At 72.0% G+C, this 24,144-nt stretch carries 22 protein-coding genes and 3 pseudogenes; 9 read left to right on the top strand and 16 right to left on the bottom strand.

The window, feature by feature from the left end:
* Nucleotides 1-314: 314 nt before the first annotated feature.
* A complete protein-coding gene (locus ABZ861_RS20305; RefSeq protein WP_361631954.1) occupies nt 315-1,103 on the bottom strand; it encodes an MBL fold metallo-hydrolase in 789 nt (262 codons plus the stop codon).
* 96 nt (nt 1,104-1,199) lie between these two features.
* Here ABZ861_RS20305 and ABZ861_RS20300 point away from each other — a divergent pair, with 96 nt between their 5' ends.
* From ABZ861_RS20300 to ABZ861_RS20285, 4 genes and pseudogenes are all read left to right on the top strand, one after another.
* Nucleotides 1,200-1,808 carry an ABATE domain-containing protein gene (locus ABZ861_RS20300; protein ID WP_361631952.1) on the top strand — a complete coding sequence of 203 codons (609 nt, stop codon included), beginning with the start codon at nt 1,200-1,202 and terminating at the stop codon, nt 1,806-1,808.
* Nucleotides 1,809-1,827: 19 nt separating this feature from the next.
* Nucleotides 1,828-2,001 carry a hypothetical protein gene (locus ABZ861_RS20295; RefSeq protein ID WP_361631950.1) on the top strand — a complete coding sequence of 58 codons (174 nt, stop codon included), beginning with the start codon at nt 1,828-1,830 and terminating at the stop codon, nt 1,999-2,001.
* 84 nt (nt 2,002-2,085) lie between these two features.
* Nucleotides 2,086-2,304 (top strand): annotated as a pseudogene (locus ABZ861_RS20290) (LysR substrate-binding domain-containing protein); the annotation flags it as partial.
* Between the two features lie 158 nt (nt 2,305-2,462).
* Nucleotides 2,463-2,955: pseudogene (locus ABZ861_RS20285) on the top strand (IS5 family transposase); the annotation flags it as partial.
* Nucleotides 2,956-2,983: 28 nt separating this feature from the next.
* Here ABZ861_RS20285 and ABZ861_RS20280 read toward each other — a convergent pair.
* The 3 genes and pseudogenes from ABZ861_RS20280 to ABZ861_RS20270 all read right to left on the bottom strand — a co-directional run.
* Nucleotides 2,984-3,666: pseudogene (locus tag ABZ861_RS20280) on the bottom strand (family 43 glycosylhydrolase); the annotation flags it as partial.
* Nucleotides 3,663-5,342 (bottom strand): beta-1,3-glucanase family protein, encoded by a 1,680-nt coding sequence (locus ABZ861_RS20275; RefSeq protein ID WP_361631948.1) that lies wholly within the window; start codon nt 5,340-5,342, stop codon nt 3,663-3,665. The pseudogene ABZ861_RS20280 and the gene ABZ861_RS20275, both read right to left, overlap by 4 nt.
* A 359-nt stretch (nt 5,343-5,701) precedes the next feature.
* Nucleotides 5,702-6,634 carry a LysR family transcriptional regulator gene (locus tag ABZ861_RS20270; protein ID WP_361631946.1) on the bottom strand — a complete coding sequence of 311 codons (933 nt, stop codon included), beginning with the start codon at nt 6,632-6,634 and terminating at the stop codon, nt 5,702-5,704.
* A gap of 193 nt (nt 6,635-6,827) precedes the next feature.
* Here ABZ861_RS20270 and ABZ861_RS20265 point away from each other — a divergent pair, with 193 nt between their 5' ends.
* Nucleotides 6,828-7,871, top strand: coding sequence for a zinc-dependent alcohol dehydrogenase family protein (locus ABZ861_RS20265; RefSeq protein ID WP_361631944.1), 1,044 nt, complete (start codon nt 6,828-6,830; stop codon nt 7,869-7,871).
* A 115-nt stretch (nt 7,872-7,986) separates the two neighbouring features.
* Here the strand turns inward: ABZ861_RS20265 and ABZ861_RS20260 are convergent, their stop codons facing one another.
* From ABZ861_RS20260 to ABZ861_RS20250, 3 genes are all read right to left on the bottom strand, one after another.
* Nucleotides 7,987-8,586: a transglycosylase SLT domain-containing protein gene (locus tag ABZ861_RS20260; RefSeq protein WP_361631942.1), complete on the bottom strand. Its 600-nt coding sequence runs from the start codon at nt 8,584-8,586 to the stop codon at nt 7,987-7,989.
* A gap of 249 nt (nt 8,587-8,835) precedes the next feature.
* Nucleotides 8,836-10,593 (bottom strand): thiamine pyrophosphate-dependent enzyme, encoded by a 1,758-nt coding sequence (locus tag ABZ861_RS20255; protein ID WP_361631940.1) that lies wholly within the window; start codon nt 10,591-10,593, stop codon nt 8,836-8,838.
* Nucleotides 10,594-10,606: 13 nt separating this feature from the next.
* Nucleotides 10,607-12,187 carry an FMN-binding glutamate synthase family protein gene (locus tag ABZ861_RS20250; protein ID WP_361631938.1) on the bottom strand — a complete coding sequence of 527 codons (1,581 nt, stop codon included), beginning with the start codon at nt 12,185-12,187 and terminating at the stop codon, nt 10,607-10,609.
* Between the two features lie 317 nt (nt 12,188-12,504).
* Here ABZ861_RS20250 and ABZ861_RS20245 point away from each other — a divergent pair, with 317 nt between their 5' ends.
* On the top strand, nt 12,505-13,158 hold the full coding sequence (locus ABZ861_RS20245; RefSeq protein WP_361632185.1) for a DUF6328 family protein: 654 nt from the start codon (nt 12,505-12,507) through the stop codon (nt 13,156-13,158).
* A gap of 89 nt (nt 13,159-13,247) precedes the next feature.
* Here ABZ861_RS20245 and ABZ861_RS20240 read toward each other — a convergent pair whose 3' ends face one another.
* Nucleotides 13,248-13,613 (bottom strand): DUF4440 domain-containing protein, encoded by a 366-nt coding sequence (locus ABZ861_RS20240; RefSeq protein WP_361631936.1) that lies wholly within the window; start codon nt 13,611-13,613, stop codon nt 13,248-13,250.
* Nucleotides 13,614-13,900: 287 nt separating this feature from the next.
* Here ABZ861_RS20240 and ABZ861_RS20235 point away from each other — a divergent pair, with 287 nt between their 5' ends.
* Nucleotides 13,901-14,458 carry an isochorismatase family protein gene (locus ABZ861_RS20235; RefSeq protein ID WP_361631934.1) on the top strand — a complete coding sequence of 186 codons (558 nt, stop codon included), beginning with the start codon at nt 13,901-13,903 and terminating at the stop codon, nt 14,456-14,458.
* 80 nt (nt 14,459-14,538) lie between these two features.
* Here ABZ861_RS20235 and ABZ861_RS20230 read toward each other — a convergent pair whose 3' ends face one another.
* The 5 genes from ABZ861_RS20230 to kdpF form a co-directional block, all read right to left on the bottom strand.
* Nucleotides 14,539-15,192, bottom strand: a complete 654-nt coding sequence (locus ABZ861_RS20230; RefSeq protein WP_361631932.1) for a TOPRIM nucleotidyl transferase/hydrolase domain-containing protein — start codon at nt 15,190-15,192, stop codon at nt 14,539-14,541.
* A gap of 239 nt (nt 15,193-15,431) precedes the next feature.
* Entirely contained in the window at nt 15,432-16,139 is a 708-nt protein-coding gene (locus ABZ861_RS20225; RefSeq protein ID WP_361631930.1) for a potassium-transporting ATPase subunit C, read from the bottom strand.
* Between the two features lie 5 nt (nt 16,140-16,144).
* Nucleotides 16,145-18,244 carry a potassium-transporting ATPase subunit KdpB gene (gene kdpB, locus ABZ861_RS20220; RefSeq protein WP_361631928.1) on the bottom strand — a complete coding sequence of 700 codons (2,100 nt, stop codon included), beginning with the start codon at nt 18,242-18,244 and terminating at the stop codon, nt 16,145-16,147.
* Nucleotides 18,245-18,276: 32 nt separating this feature from the next.
* Entirely contained in the window at nt 18,277-19,938 is a 1,662-nt protein-coding gene (kdpA, locus tag ABZ861_RS20215) for a potassium-transporting ATPase subunit KdpA (protein WP_361631926.1), read from the bottom strand.
* A 5-nt stretch (nt 19,939-19,943) separates the two neighbouring features.
* A complete protein-coding gene (kdpF, locus tag ABZ861_RS20210; RefSeq protein WP_009326374.1) occupies nt 19,944-20,033 on the bottom strand; it encodes a K(+)-transporting ATPase subunit F in 90 nt (29 codons plus the stop codon).
* Between the two features lie 363 nt (nt 20,034-20,396).
* Here kdpF and ABZ861_RS20205 point away from each other — a divergent pair, with 363 nt between their 5' ends.
* The gene (locus ABZ861_RS20205; RefSeq protein ID WP_361631924.1) at nt 20,397-20,861 is read left to right on the top strand and encodes a hypothetical protein; all 465 of its coding nucleotides are present in this window, start codon (nt 20,397-20,399) and stop codon (nt 20,859-20,861) included.
* A complete protein-coding gene (locus tag ABZ861_RS20200) occupies nt 20,858-21,178 on the top strand; it encodes a transcriptional regulator (protein WP_361631922.1) in 321 nt (106 codons plus the stop codon). The genes ABZ861_RS20205 and ABZ861_RS20200 overlap by 4 nt, the downstream gene beginning before the upstream one ends.
* Before the next feature lie 46 nt (nt 21,179-21,224).
* Here the strand turns inward: ABZ861_RS20200 and ABZ861_RS20195 are convergent, their stop codons facing one another.
* The 3 genes from ABZ861_RS20195 to ABZ861_RS20185 form a co-directional block, all read right to left on the bottom strand.
* Nucleotides 21,225-22,073 (bottom strand): SDR family NAD(P)-dependent oxidoreductase, encoded by an 849-nt coding sequence (locus ABZ861_RS20195; RefSeq protein WP_361631920.1) that lies wholly within the window; start codon nt 22,071-22,073, stop codon nt 21,225-21,227.
* Nucleotides 22,074-22,382: 309 nt separating this feature from the next.
* Nucleotides 22,383-23,639, bottom strand: coding sequence for an MFS transporter (locus tag ABZ861_RS20190; protein ID WP_361631918.1), 1,257 nt, complete (start codon nt 23,637-23,639; stop codon nt 22,383-22,385).
* Entirely contained in the window at nt 23,630-24,130 is a 501-nt protein-coding gene (locus tag ABZ861_RS20185) for a winged helix DNA-binding protein (protein ID WP_361631917.1), read from the bottom strand. The genes ABZ861_RS20190 and ABZ861_RS20185 overlap by 10 nt, the downstream gene beginning before the upstream one ends.
* Nucleotides 24,131-24,144: the final 14 nt, after the last annotated feature.

The raw sequence follows: 24,144 nt of genomic DNA, 5'->3' as shown, positions 1-24,144 counted from the left end.
GCGGCTGGTGTCTGAGCTAGGTCGTGTTTCGAAAGTAGCGTCGTCCGCCCGCAGGGCGGGCCCCGGCGGTGTCTGGTGCGTGCGATCGCAAGGCGGAGGGTCGCCCCGATACCGGGCGTGTCGGGGCGACTCCGACAACGCGGCGAGCGTGCATGCCAGACGCCGCCGGGCAGAAGGGACTTTCGCAACACGCCCTAGGAGTCCAGGGCCTGGTACGGCGCCCGGGGGACGCCGCGAAGGGGGTTGCTGTCGAGGGTCGGGGCCCGCGCGTCGCGGGCCCCGACCGGCGATCGGTTCTTGGCGGCGGTTCAGGCTCAGGCGTGCCGGATCCAGTCCTGGTCCAGACGGTCGGCCAGGCCGGCGGCGGTGAAGGCGGCCTCCAACTCGTCGCGGCCCTCGGTGAAGTGGGTCCAACTGTCGTGGTGGGCCGGGACGACACGCTGGGCGTCAAGGATCCGGGCGGCCTCGGCGGCCTGGGCGCTGTCCAGGACGATCAGTCCACCGTCGTAGAGCATGGGGAAGCGGGGTGCGCCGGCGAAGAGGACGGCGGTGTCCACCGGGGCGAAGCGCTCGGCGATTTCCTTGACGGCGTCGAGAGAGGCGTTGTCGCCGCTGACGTAGACCGTCGGCAGGCCCTCTCCGGTCAGGACGAAGCCGACGACCTGACCGGAGAGGGACTCGACCTCCTTGCGCGGGCCGGGGCCGTGGATGGCAGGGACACCGGTGACGGTGATGGTGCCGCCGCCCGGCCGCTCCAGCTCGACCGTCTCCCAGTCGGCCAGGCCTTTGGCCTTGTCCCCGAGGCGCTCGCCGCCGCCGGGAGTGGTCAGAGTGAGAGGGACGTCGGCGAGCAGGGCGCGGCCGGAGGTGTCGAGGTTGTCGGCGTGCTCGTCGTGGGAGAGCAGGACCACGTCGATGGGGCCGAGCTCGGTGGGGGTGATGGTGGAAGGGGCGGTCTTGGTCAGGATCGGGCCGGACGAGGGGTAGTCGCCGGGGCCGTCGAAGGTCGGGTCGGTCAGGAAGCGCAGGCCGCCGTACTCGAAGAGGGTGGTCGGGCCGCCGAACGTGCGGACCGGGAACTGATCGGCGTTGAGCTGGGACATCACGTCTCCTTCGTGTCTCACGAAAAAAATCTGCTTTTTCCGTGATGCCAAGTTAGGCAGACATCACGGAAAAATGCAAGCGCTACCATGAGAGGCATGGACGACGCCCTGGCCACCGACACAGCAAAGACCGCTCTTCCCCCAGCTCCGGGTGCCGACCGGTACCGTTCCCTGGACTTCGCCGACACCGCCGCGACCCTGCCCGCCGGCCAGAGCTACGACCTGCTCGCCGCCCCCGCATCCGCCATGCACTGGCTCCACGCCCACGGCCTGGCCACCCCGGACGTGCAGGTGTACGAGGTGTGCGCACAGCGGATGCGCACGCTGCGCGCACACGTACGCGCCCTGTTCGCCTCCCGCGTCGACGCCACCGCCCCGCCCAAGGAATCCCTGCGCGCGGTGAACGAGGCACTCACGGCCGTACCCACCGCACCTCTGCTCGCCTGGGACGGGGCTCAAGGGCTGCACCGCATCCAGGCACACCCCACCGACCGGGCCGTCAACCACGCGCTGGCGACCCTCGCCGCCGACGCCGCCGCCCTGCTCACCGGTCCCGACGCCGGCATCCTCGCCGCCTGCGGCTCCGCCCCCTGTGACCGGTTCCTCCTGCGCACGCACGGCCGGCGTCACTGGTGCTCCACCCGCTGCGGCGACCGCGTCCGCGCCGCCCGTGCCTATGCCCGGCGCAGCGGAGCCTCGGGCTGACGCACCGCCCACAGGCCCTTTGCGGGCGGCTCGGCGCCGCGCGGGCGGCGAGTCTGTCGAGCAGATCCAGCCCGACCCGATCATCCCCACCGGCCAGCGCAAGGGACAGAACCCCTCCGTCGCCAGCATCTACCGGGCGCTCGCCGAGCACGCCAACGGCCTCGGGGGGCATCAGTACAGCGGTTGGCGCTGAGAACGATCATGGTCAGGGGTGAGTGCGCTGACACGGTTCTCGTACTCTCGGCGGGCTTTGCGCTGGGCCGGGACTGCGGGGAAGGTCGCCGCCGGCGGCGGCCTCGCGCTGATGCCCCGTTGGACCGCCCGGCCACACCCCGATGTCGTGCTCAGGCCGCTCAGCGGAGTGCACGCTCGCCGCGCCATCGACGTCCTCCACCGGCCCGAGCGCTCCGCCCGAATGGCCGTCCGAACAGTCCTTGACGAGTTGCAATGCGCCGCCGCCCAAATCCAGGCCAAGACTGCTGAGCCACCCGGCTAAGGTGGCGCACCAGCGATTGCCAAACGCCGCGAAGTGCCTGGTCAGCGGGGAACCCACCGCCTGGAGAACACCAGGATCGCCGATCACATCATCGTGATGGAGCACGGCCGGATCACTAAGACCGTTTCCTACACGGTCAGTTGGCAGTTGTCCTGGGCATGGGGAGTGGACGGTGGGGATGGATTGTTCCGGACGGCTTGTGGGAGATCGCGAGGCCGCTGTTGCCGCCGGCCCGGGTGCGCCCGCAAGGTGGCGGGGTCGCGAACATCGATGATGAGGCGGTTTTCGCCGCGATCGTCTATGTGCTGGTCAGCGGTTGCGCCTGGCGGGCGTTGCCGCCGTGCTTCGGGGCGTCGAAGTCGAGGGTCCATCGCCGGTTCGTCATCTGGTCGAGAGCCGGGGTCTGGGGGCGGCTGCATCAGAAGGTTCTCCAGCTCCTGGACGAGCGGGACTTGATCGATCTGTCCCGGGCGGTCCTGGACTCCGGGCACGTCCGCGCTAAAAAAAGGGGGCGAACTCACAGGTCCGAGCCCCGTGGACCGGGGCAGGCCCGGTTCCGGGATGCATGTCCTGTCCGACGCGGACGGACTGCCCCTACGCGTCGGAGTCTCCGCCGCCGACACTCACGACGGCCAGGCCCTGAAGCCGATGCGGTCCCATTTCCACAGGGGACCCATCAGAACGAGCCGGTGTACCAGTAGCGGTTGTCCCAGGAGTACGGGGTGCCCTTGGGGACCGCGTGGAACATCGGGGGGAACTTCGGTCCGGCGGGAGCGCTCGTGCTGATGTCGCCGTCGAGCAGGACGAAGGTGTGGTGGCCGGGGCCGTCGACGTACAGCGCTGCCCGTTGAACGTGAACAGGGTCCCGTCGATCGCCCATTTATCGTCCGGCAGGGCCGGCTTCGTCTCGCTGCCGTACCCGCTGTCGGGGGCGGCCGAGCCGATCACGTACATGCGGTGGGCCGTGCCGCGGCCGGCCGAAAAGGAGATCCAGTAGCGGCCGCCGTCCCGCACGATCTCCGGCGCCCAGACCTCGCCGAGACCGCGCGTGTCCGACCAGACCTGCCGGGCGGGCGCGGAGGCCAGCCCGGCCGTCGACGACGCCTGCCGCACGACGACGGCGCCGCCGGTCGACTGCACGCCGATGTAAGTACCGCCCACCCGCAGGACGCTCGGGTCGGCGCCCCGCAGGCTGGTCTGGTCCGCGCCCGCGCGGGCGGACCCGGTGGTCCACCGGGACAGGACGGCGGCGAGGACGGCGCAGACGACGAAGGCGGCGGCGCCGGAGAGACGGCGTGGGAGTCTCGTGCTCCTTCCACGGTGACAGGGCGCCCGGCGCGCGGGCGCGGTCCGGGGTTTCAGTGGGTGAAGGTGAACCAGTTGACGTTGACGAACTCGGTCGTGCTCTCCTCGAAGCTCAGGTACACGTCGTGCACCCCGGTGACGCCGCGCGTGACGTTGGCCGGCACCGTGCGCCAGGTCTGCCAGCCGCCGGTGGAGCCGAGGTCGATCTCGGCGATCTGCGGACCGGTGGGGCTGTCCACCCGGACCCGCACCGCGCCGCTGACCCCGCCGCCCACACCGGAGGCGACCCGGGCCTGGAACTGCGCCGGGGAGGAGGAGCCGAAGTCCACCGAGGCGTACTTCAGCCAGTCCCCGGCCGAGAGGTAGCCCACGTCGCGGCCGCCGCCGGTGTCGGAGCAGCTCTCGGTCTGGCTGCCGTTCTGGGCGGTGTAGTCCTCCGCCTGGATGGTGGAGTACGCGCTCTTGCCGCCGCCGCCCGGCGGGTTCGTCGAGCCGGAGCCGGGGCCGAGGGTGACGGTCCAGGAGGTGGGGGCGGGGTCCTGGAGGTGGCCGTCCACCGGCGCGGAGCCGGTCGGGCCGACGTCGTCGTAGGGGAAGGCGTAGCCGATGGTCGCGTACTTGTGCACCAGCCGCGCGTAGTGGTTGGTGATCGACTCGGTGTAGTACTGGGAGGGCGTGACCCCGTTGGGCTGGGAGGATCCTCCGGACACCAGCAGGCTGGAGCGGTTGAGGGCGGCGGCGAGGCGGGCCGCGACGGCGGAACGGGCGTCGGCGCCGGAGTTGTACAGGGGACCGCTCGCGCAGCCGAAGATGTCCGCCGCGGCCGGCTTGGTGAACGGCACGCCGTTGGTGTTGAGACCGGCGAAGACCAGGACGTCGCCGCTGACGGTGCCCGAGTAGGCGCCGATGGAGCCCTGGCCGTCCACGGTGAGGGTGTGGGAGCGGTAGTAGTCCCAGACGCGGTCCAGGTACGGCTGCCAGTACCCGCCGAAGCTGGTCGGCGCGTGCGAGGGCGCCAGCACGCGCAGCACCGTGCCCGAGGAGTCGGCCGCCACCAGTTGGTCCCAGGGCGCGCCGTCCGCCGCGTGCTGGGCGCGCAGACCGGAGGCGATGGAGCCCAGGGCGCCCGAGGGCAGCGCCGGCACCGACTGGGACCCGGCGGCGCCGGTGGTGGCCATCGAGACCGGCAGGGCGACCATGTCGACGTAGCTGATGTTGGCGTACAGGTTGGCGGCGTTGTACGTGAACTCGCAGAACGTCCAGCTCGTGTTCCAGTTGGGGTCGGAACTGGTGAAGCCGGGCTGCACCAGGCCGGGGCGGCCGCCGTTGGCGGACGAGGGGTTGACGAAGAACTGGATCTTCCGGCCGCTGGAGAACCAGACCCGGCCGCCGATCACGTAGTCGCCGAACGTCAGACGGACGGGCGCGGAGCCCGAGCCGCCGAGCGGGATGGAGTAGTCCGGGGCGGGCGTCATCGTGGAGGACGGGTCGGGCAACCGGTGGAAGACGCCGTCGCCGGTGACGAACCCGGGCCAACCGGAGCTGTCCGCACCGGAGATGTAGGCGTAGACCGGGGTCGAGGCGCCGGAGTTGTTGGCGAGGACGACGGGCAGTGCGGCGGCGGCCTGGGCGCGCACCGCGGAGCGGGCGGCGGCGACGGCGGCCGAGGACGTCAGGGGGAGCGCGGCAGCGGAGGCCGCCGCGGCGGCGAGGAGGGCACGACGGGAGAGCACGACGGACTCCTGGGGTGGGACGTGGGGGTCGTGAACAGGTGGGGACGTGCGGTACCACTGTTGGACTGAACCAATCGACAGGTCAAGTAGTCGGCAGCGACCTGAACCAGTCCGTCCGCTGCGCCACTTCAGCCGTCATGACCTCAGAACACCCCAAAGCAGCAAGGGAGTTGAGAGATCCGCCGTCGTGCCGCGCCTTCACGTCCCGCAAGCGGACGCTTCCCGAGCTGTCCCCCGGGAGCTTCGGGAGCTACGGGAGCTGGAAGGCGAGGGAGAGGCGGTCGGCCAGTCACCCGGCTCAGCGCGCGGTCGTCGTGCCGTCCCGGGAAGGCCGGAAAGAGACATGACGAGTCGTCAGGTCATTGGAGCGCCGGGAGTGGACCCGATGCGGCGTCGTCCGGGGCGACGGCTCGCAGCGCTTCGACGCAGGCGACGGTCTTCGGGTCGCCCGCCGTGCCGCGGCGGACGGCGATCTCGATGGTGCGGGCGAGGGCGGTGTCCGTCACCGGCCGTGTGATCAGTGCGGGCGGCAGGCCGGCCGCGGCCATCCGCGGGATGAGCACGGGGAGGCCGCTGCCGGCGGCGAGGGCGGTCATGGCCGCGAAGTCGGTGCAGGTGTGCCGGACCCGGGGGGTGAACCCAGCCGACCGGCACGCCTGGAGCACGGCGTCGCCGCACGCCGTGTGGGCGGGGGCGGTGATCCACTGCGTGTCGGCCAGCCGCCCCAGGTCGAGAGGCGTTGAGGCGGAGTGCGCCTCGGGGTGGTCGCGGCGCAGGACGGCGACCATGGGGTCGGTCCGCAGGACGCGGGTCTCGACGCCCGCGGGCTCGGGTGTGGCCAGGTTGCGGTAGCGGTAGACGAGGGCCAGGTCGACCCGGCGCTGGAGCAGCAGGCGTACGGCGGGCTCGGGCTCGGCCTCGGTGATGTGCAGGCGCAGACGCGCATGCTCCAGCACGTCGCCGAGGGGCGCGGCCAGCGGAATCAGGGCGCTGGGGAAGCAGGCGAGGTGCAGGGGGCCGCCGGAGTGTTCCGCGCCGGTGTGCAGGCGGCTCTGCGCCTGTTCGAGCGCCGCGAGCACCCGCTCGGTGTCCTCGGTCAGGCGGCGCCCGGCGGCGGTGAGGTGCACGGAACGGCCCGTGCGTTCCAGCAGGCGAGTGCGGGTCTCCTCCTCCAGGAGGCGCAGTTGCTGGGAGACGGCGGAGGGCGTGACGCCGTGCAGGTCGGCGACCGCGGTCACGGTGCCGTGCGCAGCCAGGTCGCGCAGGAGGACGAGCCGTCGGACGTCGAGCATCAGCTCATCTTAAGGTCCCAGCCCCCCGGGCTGAGCAGGACCGGGCCACCGGACGGGGGCAGCGTCCGTTAGGGCTACTTAAAGCAGGGGTGTAGGTGATGTAGCTGGACAGCGGCGGGGGTCGGAGGCGACGCTGGCTGATCCGTCTCGACTTCCGTCGACCCCCGTCAGCAGCAGTGTCAGGAGTTCCATCGTGCGTGCCGCCGTGATCCACGGTCCCAACGACATCCGGATCGAGGACGTCCCCGACCCCCGGGTCCAGCATCCCGGAGACGCGGTGGTGCGTGTGGTCAACGCCTGCATCTGCGGCAGCGACCTGTGGGCCTACCGGGGCGTGGCCGCCCGCGTCCCCGGGCAGCGGATCGGGCACGAGTTCCTCGGCGTCGTCGAGGAGACCGGCGCCGCGGTGTCCGGCTTCGCGCCCGGCGACTTCGTGCTCGCCCCCTTCGTCTGGTCCGACGGCACGTGCGACTACTGCCGTGAGGGCTTGCAGACCTCCTGCCCGCACGGCGGATTCTGGGGAGAGGTCGGCTCCGACGGCGGTCAGGGCGAGGCCGTGCGCGTGCCGTACGCCGACGGCACGCTGGTCCGGCTGCCCGCGGAGGCCGTCGCCGAGGAGCGGCTGCTGCCGAGCCTGCTGGCGCTGTCCGACGTGATGAGCACCGGACACCACGCCGCCGTGAGCGCCCGGGTCCGGCCCGGGTCGGTCGTCGCCGTGGTCGGAGACGGCGCGGTCGGACTGTGCGGCGTGCTCGCGGCGCACCGGCTCGGCGCCGACCGGATCATCGCACTGGGCCGCCACCAGGCCCGGACGGACATCGCGCGCGCGTTCGGCGCCGCCGACGTCGTCGCCGAGCGCGGCGACGCAGCGATCGAGGCCGTCCGGGAACTGACCGGCGGCCAGGGCGCGCACTGCGTCCTGGAGGCCGTGGGCACGGAGGAGTCGATGCGCACCGCGATCTCCCTCGCCCGCGACGGCGGCGCCGTCGGCTACGTCGGAGTGCCGCACGGCGGCAGCGCGGGCGTGGACATCGGCCAGATGTTCAGCCGCAACATCACCTTGGCCGGCGGCGTGGCCCCGGCCCGCGCCTACATTCCCGAACTGCTCCCCGACGTGCTGGACGGCGCCATCGACCCGGGCGCCGTCTTCGACCGCACGGTGGGCCTGGACGGCGTGCCGGACGGCTACCGCGCGATGGACGAGCGATCGGCGCTGAAGGTCCGCGTCGCCCTTTGAGCGGGGGGTGTGGGAATGTGACGCGACCGGCCCGCCGCGGTGACGGTCGACGCTCACTCTCCTACCACGCTGGCGGGTAGGCGCTCACTCTCCTACCGCGCTGGCGGGTAGGCGCTCACTCCCCTACCGGGTCGTGCGCCCCGGCCACGCCGGTCAGCGCACGGCTCGCCTGGGGCTGGCAGGCGCGGAAGCGGCGGAGGTAGGAGCGCGCCATCGGGCCTGGCGGGACGCCGCGGGCGAAGGCGCGCATGTTGCGCTCGCCGGCGTTGTAGCCCAGCGCGAGGAGTTCGTCCCGGCGGTAGCGGCGCGAGAACCGTTCCGGCAGGCGCCGGTCGAGGTCCTTGAGGTGCAGGGCGGCCGCGTGGATCGCGAACTCGGGGTCGTCGCGCAGATCCTCCCAGCGGCCCGCGAGGTCGTGGGCCTCGCGCACGCGCTCGAACGTGGCCTGATGCATGTTGGCGACGCCGAACGACGCGCCGGGCTTCCACCAGTGCCACAGCCGTTCGAGCAACGGGTGGTGCGGCTTGTACGCCTCGTTGTGCAGCACCGCCATCACCAGCAGCGGCGAGACGTCCGCCGCCGCGGAGCCGCGGGCGACGCACGCGGCGTAGTCGGCCGGATCGTACTCGCCCGGACGCAGCGGCGGGGTGGGCACGCGGTCACGGCCCTCCGGCTCCGCGCGGTCCTCACGCGCCCGGGTCGTTCCGTCGGTCATGTCCCCACTCCGCCTTCCTGTCGTCCGTCCCCCGGCGCGGCGGCCTGCCGGGGCATCCACCGCCGCCAGGTGCTGGTTCCCCGGCACGGGCGCCTCAATCGGCCGTCCCTGGTCAGCAGCCTCCCGCCGGTCACCGGCCTCCCGCACCCGTGAGCCTCCCGCCCCCGTGACCGCGCACGCCCCTCGGCCGGTCACCGCGCACACCCCGGGGCGGCGGCGCCGCCCCGGGGTGTGCGGTCGCAGGAGGCGTCAGTCCGTCCCCTCGTCGCCCTCGCTGCGCACGATCTCCTTCATCTTGGCCACCGCGAAGCCCCAGCCCTGTTCGACGGTCGGCTTGGCCGGGACGGCGATCTCGTCCGGGTTGGTGAGCACGTCGAGCAGGACGGGACCGGGCGTGTCGAACGCGCGGCGCACGGCGTCCTCCAGCTCGGCCGGGTCCGTCACCCGGATGCCGGTGATGCCCATGGCCTGGGCCACGGCGGCGAAGTCGGGGTTGTCCAGGACGGTGCCGAACTCCGGAAGTCCCGCCTGCTCCTGCTCCAGCTTGACCATGCCGAGCCGCCGGTTGTCGAAGACCACGAGCTTGACCGGGAGCCGGTGCGTCTTGAGGGTGATGAGATCGCCCAGGAGCATGCTCAGGCCCCCGTCGCCGCAGAAGGCCACGACCTGGCGGTCGCGGTCCATGCTCTGCGCGCCCAGTGCCTGCGGCATCGCGTTGGCCATCGAACCGAGGTTGTAGGAGCCGATGAGCTGCCGGCCGCCGCGCATCTCGACGAACCGGGACAGCCACACCGTGGCCATGCCCGTGTCGGAGGTGAAGACGGCGTCGTCGGCGGCGAGCCGGTCCACGGTCGCGGCCAGCGCCTCGGGCCGGATGTCGTGGGAGTGGTTGTCCAGCGCCGAGCGGATGCGGCCCACCAGGCCCTTGTCGTGCGCCGGGTCGGCGAGCCGGGCCTGCCCCGCGCGCCACCGCTCGAAGCGGGCGCGCGCTTGGTCCAGGTGCGCGCGGTCGCGTCCGTCGTCGCCCGGCCCGGCCCCGAGGTGGGTGAGCAGGTCGCGGACGGTGGCCCCGGTGTCCCCGACGAGCCCGACCTCGACGGGGACCCGCCGGCCGATGTGGGCGGCCTCGACGTCGACCTGGATGACGGTGCTGCCCTGCGGATACCAGTCCCGGTAGGGGAAGTCGGTGCCGAGCAGCAGGAGGGTGTCCGCGTCGTGCAGCGCCGAGGCGGCGGCGGGGTTGCCGATGAGCCCGGTCTGGCCCACCTGGTACGGGTTGTCGTCGCCCTCGAAGCCCTCCTTGGCCTTCAGGGTGAGCACCATCGGGGCGGCCAGCCGGTCGGCCAGGGCCAGCACGTCCTTGCGTGCGGCGCGGGCCCCGCGGCCGACGAGCAGGGTGACGCGCTCCGAGCCGTCCAGCAGTTCCGCCGCGCGCCGCACCGCGGACTCCTCGGGCCTGCTCTGCGCGGAGGTCAGCGACAGGCGCAGCGGGCGGTCCTCAGGCACCTCCCGGTCACCGATGTCGCCGGGCACGGTCAGCACGGCCACGCCCTTGCGGCCGATCGCGTTGCGCACCGCCGTCTCCAGGAGCTGCGGAAGCTGCTCCGGAGAGGTGACGGTGGCCCGGAAGACCGCCACGTCGGCGAAGAGGGCGTCGTTGTCGACCTCTTGGAAGTAGTCGGTGCCGAGTTCGGGCAGCGGCACCTGACCGGCGACGGCCAGCACCGGGGTGTGGCTCTTGGCCGCGTCGTACAGGCCGTTGAGCAGGTGCACGGAGCCGGGGCCGACGGTGCCCATGCAGACGCCGAGGGCGTCGCCGAGCTGCGACTGGGCGCTCGCGGCGAAGGCGGCCGCCTCCTCGTGCCGGCAGCCCACCCATTCCACGTCGTCGGTGGTGCGGATGGCGTCGGTCAACGGGTTCAGCGCGTCGCCCACGACGCCGAACACCTGCCGCACGCCGAGCTGACTGAGCGCGTCGACGATGACGCGTGCGACGGTTCGGGACACGGGATCCTCCAGATCATATGGCGAAGGCATCGGGGTCGGCGGACTTCCAGTCCGCCGCCCAGGACGCGGGCGCGTCGGCCAGCAGCTCTCCCGGCTCCAGCCATTCGTACAGTTCCTGGTACGACTGCTCGGTATACAGGTCCGTACGCCGACGCAGCATGTGCGGGCGCAGTTGCGCGGGGTCGGTCACTCCCATGGACGCCATCAGCTCCAGCGCGCTGGCGACGGTGGCCTCCTGAAGTCGGCGTACCCGCTGCGTCTTGTCCCCGACGTCGAGGGCGCGGGCCCGCCGGGAGTCCTGGGTGGTGATGCCGGTGGGGCAGGTGTTGGTGTGGCACCGCTGGGCCTGGATGCAGCCGACGGCGAACATCATGGCGCGGGCGGCGTTGCCGTAGTCGGCGCCCTGGATCATGCGCTTGACGAGGTCGCTCCCGGTGGCGATCTTGCCGCTGGCGCCGATCCGGACGCGGTCGCGCAGCCCGGCGCCCACCAGGGCGTTGTGCACGGTGAGCAGGCCCTCGGTGAGCGGGGCGCCGACGTGGTCGGCGAACTCCAGGGGCGCCGCGCCGGTGCCGCCCTCCGCGCCGTCCACGATGATGAAGTCGGGGGCGGTGCCCTCCTCGACCATCGCCTTGCACACGGCGAGGAACTGGCGGCGCGAGCCGACGCAGAGCTTGAAGCCGGCCGGCTTGCCGCCGGACAGCTCGCGCATCCGGGCGATGAAGCGGACGAGTTCGCGGGGCGTGGTGAACACCCGGTGATACGGGGGCGAGATGACGGTCTGGCCCTGGGGCACGTCGCGCACCCGGGCTATCTCGGCGTTGACCTTGGGTCCGGGCAGCACTCCGCCGATGCCGGGCTTGGCGCCCTGGGAGAGCTTGAGCGACACGCACTTGACCTGGTCGTGGGCGGCCTTGTCGGCGAACTCCTTGGGGTCGAAGTCGCCGTCGTCGGTGCGGCAGCCGAAGTATCCGGTGCCCAGCTCCCAGACGAGGTCGCCGCCCGGACGCAGGTGGTACTCCGACAGTCCGCCCTCACCGGTGTCATGGGCGAACCCGCCGGCGGCGGCGCCTCCGTTGAGGGCGAGGACGGCGTTCGCGGACAGCGAGCCGAAGCTCATCGCCGACACGTTGAGCAGGGCCATGTCGTAGGGGCGGGTGCAGTCCGGGCCGCCGATCCGCACCCGCGGCGGCGTCTCGGGCGCCTGGCGCGGCGCCATGGACGGGACCAGGTACTCGTAGCCGACCTCGTAGACGTCCCGTTCGGTGCCGAAGGGCTGCTCGGCGTCGGTGCCCTTGGCCCGCTCGTAGACGATGCTGCGCACATCGCGGTCGAAGGGCCGCCCGTCGAAGTTCCGCTCGACGAAGTACTGCTGGAGTTCGGGCCGGATCCGCTCCAGGAGGAAGCGGGCGTGCCCGAGCACGGGATAGTTACGCAGCACCGAGTGCCGGCGTTGCAGCAGGTCCCACAGGCCCAGCAGGGCGCAGGCGGCGAGCGGTGCGGCGGCGAACCACCACCATGGGGATTCGCCGATCGAGGCGGCCGTCGCCACGGCGGCCGTTGCCAGCAGGAGGAACACCAGGAAGAAGCGCATCACGCTCCCCCGCTGCCCAGGCGCGGGCTCCTCATGTCCGGCCGTGTCGTCAAGTCTGGGCAAGATCGCAGGGGCGCGGTGCGGGCGGCCGCGCGAAACGGTCCGGCGGCCGGCGACTGGCAGACGGCGGACAGCGGCCCGGCAGTGGACGGCAGTGCGGTCTCAGGCCCACGAGGTCAGCGCGGCTCGGCGGCTGCCGACCGCTTCGGAGCGGGCGCCGGGAAAGCGTCTGGCGCCTCGTGCGCGGCGCGCCTGAACGCGGGTACGAGGAAGCGGACAGGATGTGAACGCGGGGAGGATTCGTGGTGAACGACGAGATGACGGCCGTCAGATCGGTCATCGGGAGAGCCGTTGAGAACGGCGACGGGTCTGCGGCGGAGGGGCGGACTGAGTCCGGGAAGGGGCGTACGGAGTCCGGGAAGGGGCCTGCGGAGTCTGAGAAGGGTCGTGCGGAGCCCGAGGAGGGGCGGACCGAGTCCGAAGAGGGGCGGACCGAGTCCGAGGAGGAGCGTGCCGACCGCCAGTGGAACGAGTTGATGCAGGAGGTGCGCGTCGCGCAGACCGGCGTGCAGATCCTCTTCGGCTTCCTGCTGAGCGTGGCCTTCACACCGGCCTTCGGGAACCTGTCCGCCCCGGACCGGGTGATCTACATCACCACGGTCGTGCTCGGCGCGACGGCGACGGGCGCGCTGATCGCCCCCGTGCCCTTCCACCGGCTCGTGTCGGGCCGCAGCATCAAGGCGCAGGCCGTCCGCTGGGCGGCGCGGCTCACCTTTCTCGGTCTGTTCCTGCTGATCGCGACCCTGACGTCCGCGCTCTTCCTGATCCTGCGCGTCGCCACCCACGACGCCTTCGTGCCCTGGCTGGTGGGAACGGTGGTGGCCTGGTACCTGGCGTGCTGGGTCGGCCTGCCGCTCTGGGTACGCCACCGGTACACGACCTCGCCCGATGAGGCGGCCGAGGGGGCGTGACGCGGGCCTGCGGGAGCGGCTGTCGGCCCCGGCCCGGTGCGGCCCGCGGGCGTCACGGCGTCCCGCCGCGTACGGCCGCTCCCCCTGGCTCAGTCGATCAACGTGCCCTGGTGGAAGTACAGCCGCCAGCCCGTCTCCGTCAGACGCCACACCGAACTCCGCCTCGCCCGGCGGCCCTGGTGGTCGGAGCGGTAGGTCAGATGCACCACGCCGGGAGCGAGCACGGCGCCGGACATCTCGCTGACCTCCACGGCGGACTCCGGGGTCACCGAGCCGTCGCCGGTCACCGCGAGGATCGACTCGGCGTCCCAGCGCCGTCCGGAGGCGCCGATCTCGTGGAACTCCGGATCGAGGAGTTCCAGGACACGGTCCGCGCAGGCACGCACGTCCGGGTCGAGGAGCCGCAACTCCCCTTCGACGGCCGCCTGCACGAGATGTTCGCTGTCGTCCGGCATCCGGAGACTTTACCCACCGGCAGCGTTGACGGGGCGGCGCCGAGCGGCAGGCCCCGGAGCGCCGAGTCGCGCCGTCAGTTCACGTACGGCGCGGCTGTCGTGGCCGCGGATCGACGACCGGATAGCACCGAGGGAGCGAGGGACATGGAGATCGCGACACCGCGGAAGATCACCACGGGCTGCGCGGCGCGGCGCGGGCGTGACCGTCGGCGAGCGGCGGCCGCCGGTGTCAGTGGGGTGCTCTACGGTTCGGGAGAACGGAGATCCGCTACCGCGAAGGGCACGACATGACCACACTGCGGAACCGGCCGTCGACGGCGCTTCTCGTCGTGGACGTGCAGACGGACGTCATGGCAGAGGCGCATGAGCGCGACGCGGTCGTCGCGCACGTGGCCGCCCTGGTCGACCGGGCGCGCCAGGGCGAGACGCCCGTCGTCTGGGTCCAGCACTCGGACGACGGGCTGGCGTCCGGGAGCAACGGGTGGCGGATCGTCCCGGAGCTGGCGCCGCGTGCGTCCGAGCCGCTGGTCCACAAGAACTACGGCGACTCCTTCGAGGACACCGACCTGGAGGGCGTGCTGTCGGAGCTGGGCGTCGGACGGCTGGTCGTGGCCGGTGCGGAGACGGACGCGTGCATCCGCTCGACCCTGCACGGGGCGCTCGTCCGGGGCTACGACACGATTCTCGTCAGCGACGCCCACACGGCGGGTGACCGTACGGCGTGGGGAGCGCCGCCCCCGGACCAGGTCATCGCCCACACCAACCTGTACTGGAGCCACCAGGCGGCGCCCGGACGGACTGCGGGGACCGTGAAGACGGAGGACGTGGACTTCGGCGCGTCCTGAGACCGCGTCGGCCCGCCGCTCGGCCGGACCGGGGCCGGGTCGGCCGGAACAGGGTCGTGTCGGGCCGGAACGGGGCCGTGTCAGACGTGCGCGAGGAGGCGATGCAGCGGCCGGGGTACGCGTTCGAGGCGCAGGTGGGAGACCAGCGCTTTCGCGTAGAGCGCCTTGCGGCCGCTGTGCGTGCCCATGAAGCGCCGCAGTTGGTGCTCCACGGGCCGTTCTCGCTGGGCCGGCTGGCCCTGGAAGGTCCGGAAGGGGCGCATCTCGCCCTGCGCGTCGATCACTTCCTGAACGCCGTCGCTCCCGACGGCGCGGATCAGCTCGTCCTCCAAATCGGCGACGCACACGTGGAAGCCGAGCGCCTCCAGTTCGGCGGGGGTGGGAGCGGCGCCGAGTCCGACCCGTTCCAGATGTCGCCGGAAGTGCCGCTCCTCGCCGACGTCGCAGAGACCGGCCAGCGGAAGGTCGAGTCCCGGAGGACCGCACAGGTCCAGGAAACGCCCGATGTTCGTCGCGCCTGCGAGCGGCACCACCGCGACGCGCTCCGCGCCGAGGTCGCGGCCGGAGCGGGTGGCCAGCGCTTCCAGCGCGACCTGGTCACTGGTCCCCTCGACGAGTACGACCGTCCGCACGCCGTCGGCCAGTTCCCGTGCCGCCGTGGCGGCCTCTACCGCCTCGGCGCCGTCCGCCGCCCAGGCGACCAGCGCCCGACGGAATCGCCCCACCTCGTCCACGAGACCTCGCTTCCCCGCGCCATCCTGGCACGGCGCGATCCCCTCCGCATGAGGGTTTCCCAGGGGGCTACGACCCAAGTGGCGGAGATCCGCGCGGACTTCGGCACGTCGCTCGCGGCGCAGGGGGCGCGGGCGCCCCTCGCGGCGCAGGGGGCGCGGGCGCCCGCGGAGGGGCGGGCGTCGGCGGGACTGGGGCATGCCCCGGCCGCCGGCGCCCGTGCGGGGGCCGTGTCCTCCCGTCACCGCCGCGCGACGAGATCCTTGAGCGCGATGTTCAGCTCCAGGACGTTGACGCGGGGCTCGCCGATGAAGCCGAGGGTGCGTCCGCTCGTGTGCTCCTCGACCAGTTTCTCGACCTGCGCGACGGGCAGGCCGTTCCTCGCGGCGATCCGGTGGACCTGGAGTCGGGCGTAGGCCGGGGAGACGGCCGGGTCCAGCCCGGAGCCGGAGGAGGTGACGGCGTCGGCGGGGACGTCGGACGGCCTGACGGTGTACCCGGGGACGGTGTTCTCCTTGACCACGGCGGCCTGCGCGGCGAGCACCTGGGCGCACAGCGTGCCGTCCTCGGGCTGGGCCGGACATCTGCCGTGCACCGCGCCGCTGTCGGCGGCCAGGTTGGTGGCGCCGGAGAGGAGCAGCTTGTACCGCGTGTTGACGCTGTTGCGGCCCAGGCCGTCGGCGGGGCGGCCCTGGAACCACGTGAGGTCCGGGTCCGGGCTCTGCTGCCCCTTCTTCGGCGGCAGGTCGTAGGGCTGCCCGATCAGGGAGGAGCCGACGACCTTGCCGCCTGCCGTGATCTCGGAGCCGTTCGCCTGGCGGTGGAACAGCCCTTGGGCGATGCCGGTGACGAGCAGCGGATAGACGACGCCGGTGACCAGGGTCAGCACGAGCAGCGCCCGCAGGCCCGCGCCCAGCAACCGCACCGTGTTCGCGAGAGAGGTGTTCATGAGGGTCAGCCGATCCCGGGGATGAGAGAGACGAGCAGGTCGATGGCCTTGATGCCGGCGAACGGGGCGATCAGGCCGCCGAGGCCGTAGATCGCGAGGTTGCGCCGCAGCATCCTGTCCGCGCTGACCGGCCGGTACCGCACGCCTCTCAGGGAAAGCGGCACCAGCGCGACGATGACCAGCGCGTTGAAGACGACCGCGGAGAGGATCGCGGAGTCGGGCGAGGACAGGTGCATGATGTTCAGCTTGTCCAGGCCCGGGTAGACCGCCGCGAACAGCGCCGGGATGATCGCGAAGTACTTCGCCACGTCGTTGGCGAGGGAGAACGTCGTGAGCGCGCCCCGGGTGATGAGGAGCTGCTTGCCGATCTCGACGACCTCGATCAGCTTGGTCGGGTCGGAGTCGAGGTCGACCATGTTGCCGGCCTCCTTGGCGGCCGACGTGCCGGTGTTCATCGCCACGCCGACGTCCGCCTGCGCGAGGGCGGGCGCGTCGTTGGTGCCGTCGCCGGTCATCGCGACCAGCTTGCCGCCCGCCTGCTCCCGTTTGATGAGGGCCATCTTGTCCTCGGGCGTGGCCTCGGCGAGGAAGTCGTCGACGCCCGCCTCCTCGGCGATGGCCTTCGCGGTCAACGGGTTGTCACCGGTGATCATGACCGTCTTGATGCCCATGCGGCGCAGCTCCTCGAACCGCTCCCGCATGCCCTGCTTGACCACGTCCTTCAGGTGGACGACGCCCAGGACGCGGGCGCCTTCGGCGTCCTGCACCGCCACCAGCAGCGGGGTGCCGCCCGCCTCGGCGATGCGGTCGGTCAGTTCCTGCGCGTCCCGGGCGACTTCACCGCCCCGCTCGCGCACCCAGGCGGCGACCGAACCGGCCGCGCCCTTGCGGACCTTCCTGCCGTCCACGTCGACGCCGGACATGCGGGTCTGGGCGGTGAAGGGGATCCACTCGGCGTGCGCCAGTTCGCCCTGGGCCCGTTCGCGCAGCCCGTGCCTCTCCTTCGCCAGCACGACGACGGAACGGCCCTCGGGCGTCTCGTCGGCCAGCGAGGAGAGCTGGGCGGCGTCCGCGAGTTCGGTCTCGCGGACTCCGTCGACCGGCACGAACTCCGCCGCCTGGCGGTTGCCGAGAGTGATGGTCCCGGTCTTGTCCAGCAGCAGGGTGGAGACGTCGCCTGCGGCCTCCACCGCCCGGCCCGACATCGCCAGCACGTTGCGCTGCACCAGGCGGTCCATGCCCGCGATGCCGATCGCGGACAGCAGCGCGCCGATCGTGGTCGGGATCAGGCAGACCAGCAGGGCCACCAGCACCACCATGGTCAGATGGGCGCCCGCGTAGGCGGCGAACGGCGGCAGCGTGGCGCAGGCCAGCAGGAACACGATCGTCAGCGAGGCCAGCAGGATGTTCAGCGCGATCTCGTTCGGCGTCTTCTGCCGCGCGGCGCCCTCGACCAGGCTGATCATCCGGTCGATGAACGTCTCCCCCGGCCTCGTCGTGATCTTGACGACGATCCGGTCGGAGAGCACCTTCGTGCCGCCGGTCACGGCGGACCGGTCGCCGCCGGACTCGCGGATGACGGGGGCGGACTCGCCGGTGATGGCGGACTCGTCCACCGAGGCCACGCCCTCGACGACGTCGCCGTCGCCGGGGATGACGTCGCCCGCCTCGCAGACCACCAGGTCGCCGATCGTCAGCGCCGTTCCCGGCGTCCTCTCCTCGGCGCCGTCCACCAGTCGCCGGGCGACGGTGTCGGTCTTGGCCTTGCGCAGGGTGTCGGCCTGGGCTTTGCCGCGGCCCTCGGCCATGGCCTCCGCCAGGTTGGCGAAGATCACCGTCAGCCACAGCCAGGCGCTGATCGTCCAGCCGAACCAGTCGCCCGGATCCTTGAAGGAGAACACGGTGGTCAGCACCGAGCCGACCCACACCACGAACATCACGGGGGAGGCGACCATCACCCGCGGGTCGAGCTTGCGCAGCGCCTCCGGCACGGACGTGACGAGTTGCCTGGGGTCGAACAGACCACCGCCGACTCGGCCGTCCGCCGGCCTGTGCGCGGTGTCGGCGCCGCCGCGCGGCGCCCTGACGGGTGTGGCTGTGGACATGGAGTCCTCTGACTTCTCTGTGCGGGCGGTCATCACGCCAGCCCTTCCGCGAGCGGTCCCAGCGCCAGGGCCGGGAAGTACGTGAGACCGGTGATGACGAGGATCGCGCTGACCAGCAGGCCGGTGAACAGCGGCTTCTCGGTGCGCAGGGTGCCCGCCGTGACCGGCGTCGGACTCTGTCCGGCGAGCGAGCCGGCCAAAGCCAGCACGAACACCATCGGCAGGAAGCGGCCCAGCAGCATCGCGAGCCCGGTCATGGTGTTGAACCAGTCGGTGTCGGCGTTCAGCCCGGCGAAGGCGGAGCCGTTGTTGTTCGCGGCCGAGGTGAAGGCGTACAGCACCTCCGAGAACCCGTGCGCGCCGGAGTCGAGCATCGAGTGCGGCGGCGTCGGCAGGGCCATGGAGGCGGCCGTGAACACCAGGACCAGTGCGGGGGTGACCAGGATGTAGGCCGCGGCGAGCTTCATCTCCCGCGCGCCGATCTTCTTGCCCAGGTACTCGGGCGTGCGCCCCACCATCAGACCGGCGAGGAACACGGCGATCACCGCCATGATCAGAATGCCGTACAGGCCGGATCCGGCGCCGCCGGGCGCGATCTCCCCCAGCATCATGCCGAGCATCGCGACGCCGCCGCCCAGCCCGGTGAAGGACGAGTGGAAGGAGTTCACCGCACCGGTCGAGGTCAGCGTCGTGGCCACCGCGAAGATCGAGGAGCCGCCGACGCCGAAACGGACCTCCTTGCCCTCCATCGCGCCGCCCGCGGCCTGGAGCGCCGGCCCGTGGTGGGCGAACTCGGTCCCCATCATCAGCGCGGTGAACCCGAGCCAGATCGCGCCCATGGCGGCGAGGATCGCGTACCCCTGCCTGACGCTTCCCACCAGCACGCCGAAGGTGCGGGTCAGGGAGAACGGGATCACCAGGATCAGGAAGACCTCGAACAGGTCGGTGAAGGGGGTGGGGTTCTCGAAGGGGTGGGCGCTGTTGGCGTTGAAGTAGCCGCCGCCGTTGGTGCCCAGTTCCTTGACGGCCTCCTGGGAGGCCACCGCGCCGCCGTTCCACGCTTGCGAGCCGCCCATGAACTGACCGACCTCATGGACGCCGGAGAAGTTCTGGATCACCCCGCAGGCGACCAGGATCACCGCGGCGACGGCGGCGACCGGCACCAGGACGCGCAGCGTGCCGCGCACCAGGTCGGACCAGAAGTTGCCCAGCTCCCCCGAGCGCGAACGGGCGAACCCGCGGACGAGGGCGACCGCGACGGCCATGCCCACGGCCGCGGACACGAAGTTCTGCACCGCCAGACCGGCGGTCTGCACCACGTGCCCCATGGTCTGCTCGCCGTAGTACGACTGCCAGTCGGTGTTGGTCACGAACGAGACGGCCGTGTCGAACGACTGCGCCGGGTCCACCGAGGAGAAGCCCAGCGAGCCGGGCAGGACGCCCTGGAGCCGCTGGAGCAGGTAGAGGAACAGGACGCCGACCGCGGAGAAGGCCAGCACAGCGCGCAGATACGCGAACCACGTCATCTCCGCGTCCGGGTCGGCGCCGATGGCCCGGTACAGCCACTTCTCCGCCCGCAGATGCCTCTTCGAGGAGTACACCCGGGCCATGTAGTCGCCGAAGGGGACGTAGACGAGCGCCAGCGCGCCTGCCAGCGCCAGCAGTTGCAGGAAGCCTGCGCTTACGGGACTCACGTGTCTCAGAACCTCTCCGGGAAGATCAGGGCGAGGACGAGATATCCCAGCAGGGCGACGGCCACGACCAGGCCGACGACGTTCTCGGCGGTCACAGCTTCGTCACCCCCTTGGCGACGAGAGCCACCAGCGCGAAACCCGCGAGCACGGTGACGACGAAGGCCAGATCGGCCATCGCGAACTCCTGGAGTGAGGTGCGGTCGAGTCGGACACTTCGAGGAAACAGCCTCCGCGCCCGGCTCCGGCCGTCGTTGACGGCTCCCTTACGGCGCCCCGTCCGGCCTTGACGAGACCCATACGCACCCTGCTCCCCACGGGTGAGCCGACCGCCGTGACGGGCGACGACGCGCCCCGTGACGTCTGCCGCCCGGAGGTCGGACGGCGGTCTTCCCGCCCCTTGACTTTCCTGACAGGAAAGTGGGACGCTCTGTTTCCCGATAGGAAAGTGAGGTGTCGGCATGGATGACATCGCTCCGGACGAGGCCCGCACCGCCCTGGACGCGGCCGCTCACGCCCGGCGTCAGGTGGCCGAGGAAATCGGCCTGCCCCGCGGCTACTGGTGGGCCATGGCGGCCGGCTGGCTGGTGCTGGGCGGGCTGAACGGGGTCGCGCCGGCGTGGCTGGCCGGGGTCGCGACCGCCGGATTCGGCGTGGGCCACTCGGTGCTCGCGTCGCGTCTGCTCGACGGACGCCGACGCACGGACCGGCTGCGGGTCAGCTCGACCGTCGCCGGCCACCGCGTCCCGTTCGTCGTGGTCGGCATGCTGCTCGGGCTCGTCGCCGTCACCGTCCTCGCGGGTCTCGCGCTCGACGCCGACGGCGCCGGCCATCCCAGCGTCTGGGCGGCGGCGCTGGTCGCGGCCGTCGTCGGGTTCGGCGGACCGGAGATCCTGCGGGTGCTGCGTCGTATGGTGCGGGCATGACGAAGGCGCAGTTCGACGAGCTGATCCACCCCAGCACCCGCCTGTCGCTGGCGGCGACGCTGGCAGCGGTCGACTGGGCGGAGTTCGCCTTCCTCAAGGAGCGGCTGGGCCTGTCCGACTCGGCGCTGTCCAAGCAGCTCACGACGCTCGAAGAAGCCGGGTACGTCGCCACGGAGCGCCGTCTCAGCGGCGGCCGCCGCAAGGTGCGCGCCCGGCTCACCGACACCGGCCGCGACGCCTTCAACGGTCACATCGCGGCCCTGCAAGCCATCGTCGCCGAGGCCACGGCCCCGTCTTCAGGCTCGTCGTCGGCCTGAAGACGCTTCCACGGGCTCCTCGCCCGCCCTCTGAGCGCGAGCGTGCTCAGGAGACCCAGGCGCTGGTCATGCCGAGCACCTTCGACCCGTCCGGGTCGGCGAGCTTGGGGCCGACGAAGGCGCGGGCCCCCTCCGAGGTCTGGACGCGCAGCGCCGGACGCTCGGCGGTGAGCGCCGCGACGACGGCGGCGGCGGCGTCCTGGGCGGACTGGGCGGCGGCGAAGGCGCCCGCGGTGCGCGTCAGGTAGGCGTCCATCGCGGGCGCGTAGGCGCCCAGGCGCTCCGCCATCGCGGCCCGGTCGTCGGGGATTCCCACATTGGCGACGAACTCGCTGGCCACCGCGCCCGGTTCGACGAGCGTGACGCCCACCCCGACCGTGGCGGCGACGGGCGCCAGCGCCTCGAAGTAGCCCTCGACGGCGAACTTCGCCGCGCAGTAAGCCTCGTTGAACGGCTGTCCGACCACGCCGCCCACACTGGAGACGGCGATCACCCGGCCTCCGGCGGCGCGCAGGTGCGGCAGAGCGGCCGCGGTGGTGTTCAGCACGCCGAAGAAGTTGACTTCCATGACCCGCCGGGCGACCTCCACCCCGTCCGCTTCGAGCGTGCCGACATGGCCGGACCCGGCGTTGTTGATCACCGCGTGCAGGGCGCCGTGGTCGGCGACGACGGCGGACACGCACTCCTGCGCGGAGGCGGGCTCCGTCACGTCCAGGCGCCGGACCTCGATCCGTTCCGCCACTCCCGCCGCGGCCGCCGCCTCGTTCAGCGCGCCGGCCTTGCCGACGTCACGCATGGTGGCGACGACGCGCCACCCGGCGCGCGCGGCCCCGAGCGCCGTCTCCAGGCCGATGCCGCTGGACGTTCCCGTGATCAGGACGGTCTTGTCGGTCATGAGGACTCGCATTCGTAGAAGGAGACATTGAGGAGGGTCTTCAGGAGGATGCCGCAATCGGAGCTTCCGGGCGCCGGCAGACCGGCGGACCCTGCCGTGGCGATCATGTCCCCTAGAGAAGACTCCCACGCAAACGACTCACGGCAGCCCCCGCGGCCTCCTCACCGAGGCGGCAGCCGACATCGTCGTCCACGTGCCCACCACTACGGGAGTCGGGCACGAGAGGCGACTCACCGTCGGCTCCCCTCCGTCGGCGGCTCGGTCAGCGTGGGCGGCGCCCTGTTCTGCCCTTGCCGCACCGGACCACGCTCAGGGGCTGGCGGATGCCGTACGGGGGGAGTTGGGCGCGAAGGAACCGCGCAGGTCTGCCGTCGTGGCGGCCACCACAGCCACGGCCCCGAGGCAGAGCAAGCCACCGCTGACGAGAGCCGCCGCCCCCGAGGAGGCGTCCGCCACGAGGCCGCCGCGCATGTTGCCCAGGTCGGGCCCGGCTTGCCCGACGATCTGTTCAGCGGCGCTGACCCGGCCGAGCAGCTCGTGCGGCGTCCGCATCTGGACGACGGTGCTCCGGGAGACGACGGAGACGGTGTCGGCGGCGCCGGCGATGACGAGGAAGGCCAGGCCGGCCCATCGGCCGGGTGCCATGCCGAACAGCGTCAGCGCCGTGCCCCAGACAGCGGAACCGCCGAGCATCGCCAGACCGGGGCGGGGGAACCGCGTGAAGGCTCCGGAGAAGAGCGACGCTGTGACGCCGCCGACGGCGAGGGCCGTGAGGAACAGTCCGAGGGTGCGGGGGTCGCCGCTGAACCGTTCGGCGTTGATCAGGGGAAACAGGCTGACGGGCATCGACAACACGGTGGCGGCGAGGTCGGTGAGCAGGGCCCCGCGAATGACGGGAGTGCGGCCCAGAAAGGCCAGGCCGTCCAGCACTCCTCGCAGGCCCGGCCGTACAGGCTCGTCTCCGGGGTTCATCCGCGGCAGGCCGAAGGCGCCGTAGAACGCGGCGACGAACGTCAAAGCGTCGATCAGGTAGCAGGCGCCCACTCCCAGGCCGCCCACGAGCAGTCCGCCGAGCGCGGGACCGAGCAGCATGGCGCCCTGGAAGGCGATGCGTCCCAGCGCCAGTCCCGCGGCCAGTTGACGCTGGGGGAGAAGGGACGGAAGGAAGGTGCGCGAGGCCGGGCCGCCGCCCGCGACGAAGCATGCCTGAAGGGCGACGAGCCCCAGCACGCCGGCGGCGCAGACGTGCCCGAGGAAGCCCTGGAGCGCGAGGAGGAGCGCACATACGGCTTGTCCGCTGGTCATGAGCAGGTAGAACGCCCGGCGGTCCACCCGGTCGACGAGGGATCCGGCGAAGAGTCCGAGCGCGATGAGCGGGACAGCCTGGGCCAGCCCGACGCCGCCTGCCCACGTGGGGCTCCTCGTCGTCTGCCAGACCTGGAACATGACGGCGACGAGCGTCATCTGGCTGCCGAACGCAGACAGCGTCTGCCCGATCCACAACCGCCGGAACGGTGGCGCCGACCGCAACGGAGTCACGTCGATCAGCGTGCGCCTCAGCCCCATGCGGGATCCTCCGCCAGCTTCTCGGCGATCCGGTCATGGAAGCTCTTGCGCTCCAGAGCCCGCTCGATGTCCGTGACGACCCGGGAGAGCGGGTACGGGATCTCGTCTTCGAGTTCGGCGGCGGCGGCCTCGGTGGCCCGCCATTCCGCCGCCAGGCGATCCATGACGCGGCGGGCCTTGTCGGTGAGCGTCACCTTCCTGGTGCGCGCGTCGTCGCCCACGACGGTCTGGACCCAGCCGGCCGTGCGCATCGCGGCGACCTTCTGACTGAGCGCCGAATGCGTGCGCTGGACCGACTCGGCCAGCTCCGCGATGGTCATGGGTCCGCGGGCGTGCAGCCGGAGCAACTCCATGACGAAGCTGGGCTTGAGCCCGTCGATCTGCCGCTCGGAGTAGATCCGGGCGATGTCGGCGTCCATGGACGCCTGAAGCAGACGCAGCGGCCGCCAGAGGCCCTGCTGGGTGGGGTCGAGCGCGTGGGGTTCTGCCATACGGTACATCGTAA

The sequence above is a fragment of the Streptomyces sp. NPDC046985 genome (assembly GCF_040644415.1).
Classification (GTDB): domain Bacteria; phylum Actinomycetota; class Actinomycetes; order Streptomycetales; family Streptomycetaceae; genus Streptomyces.
This window is presented reverse-complemented; position numbering and strand designations above follow the sequence as displayed.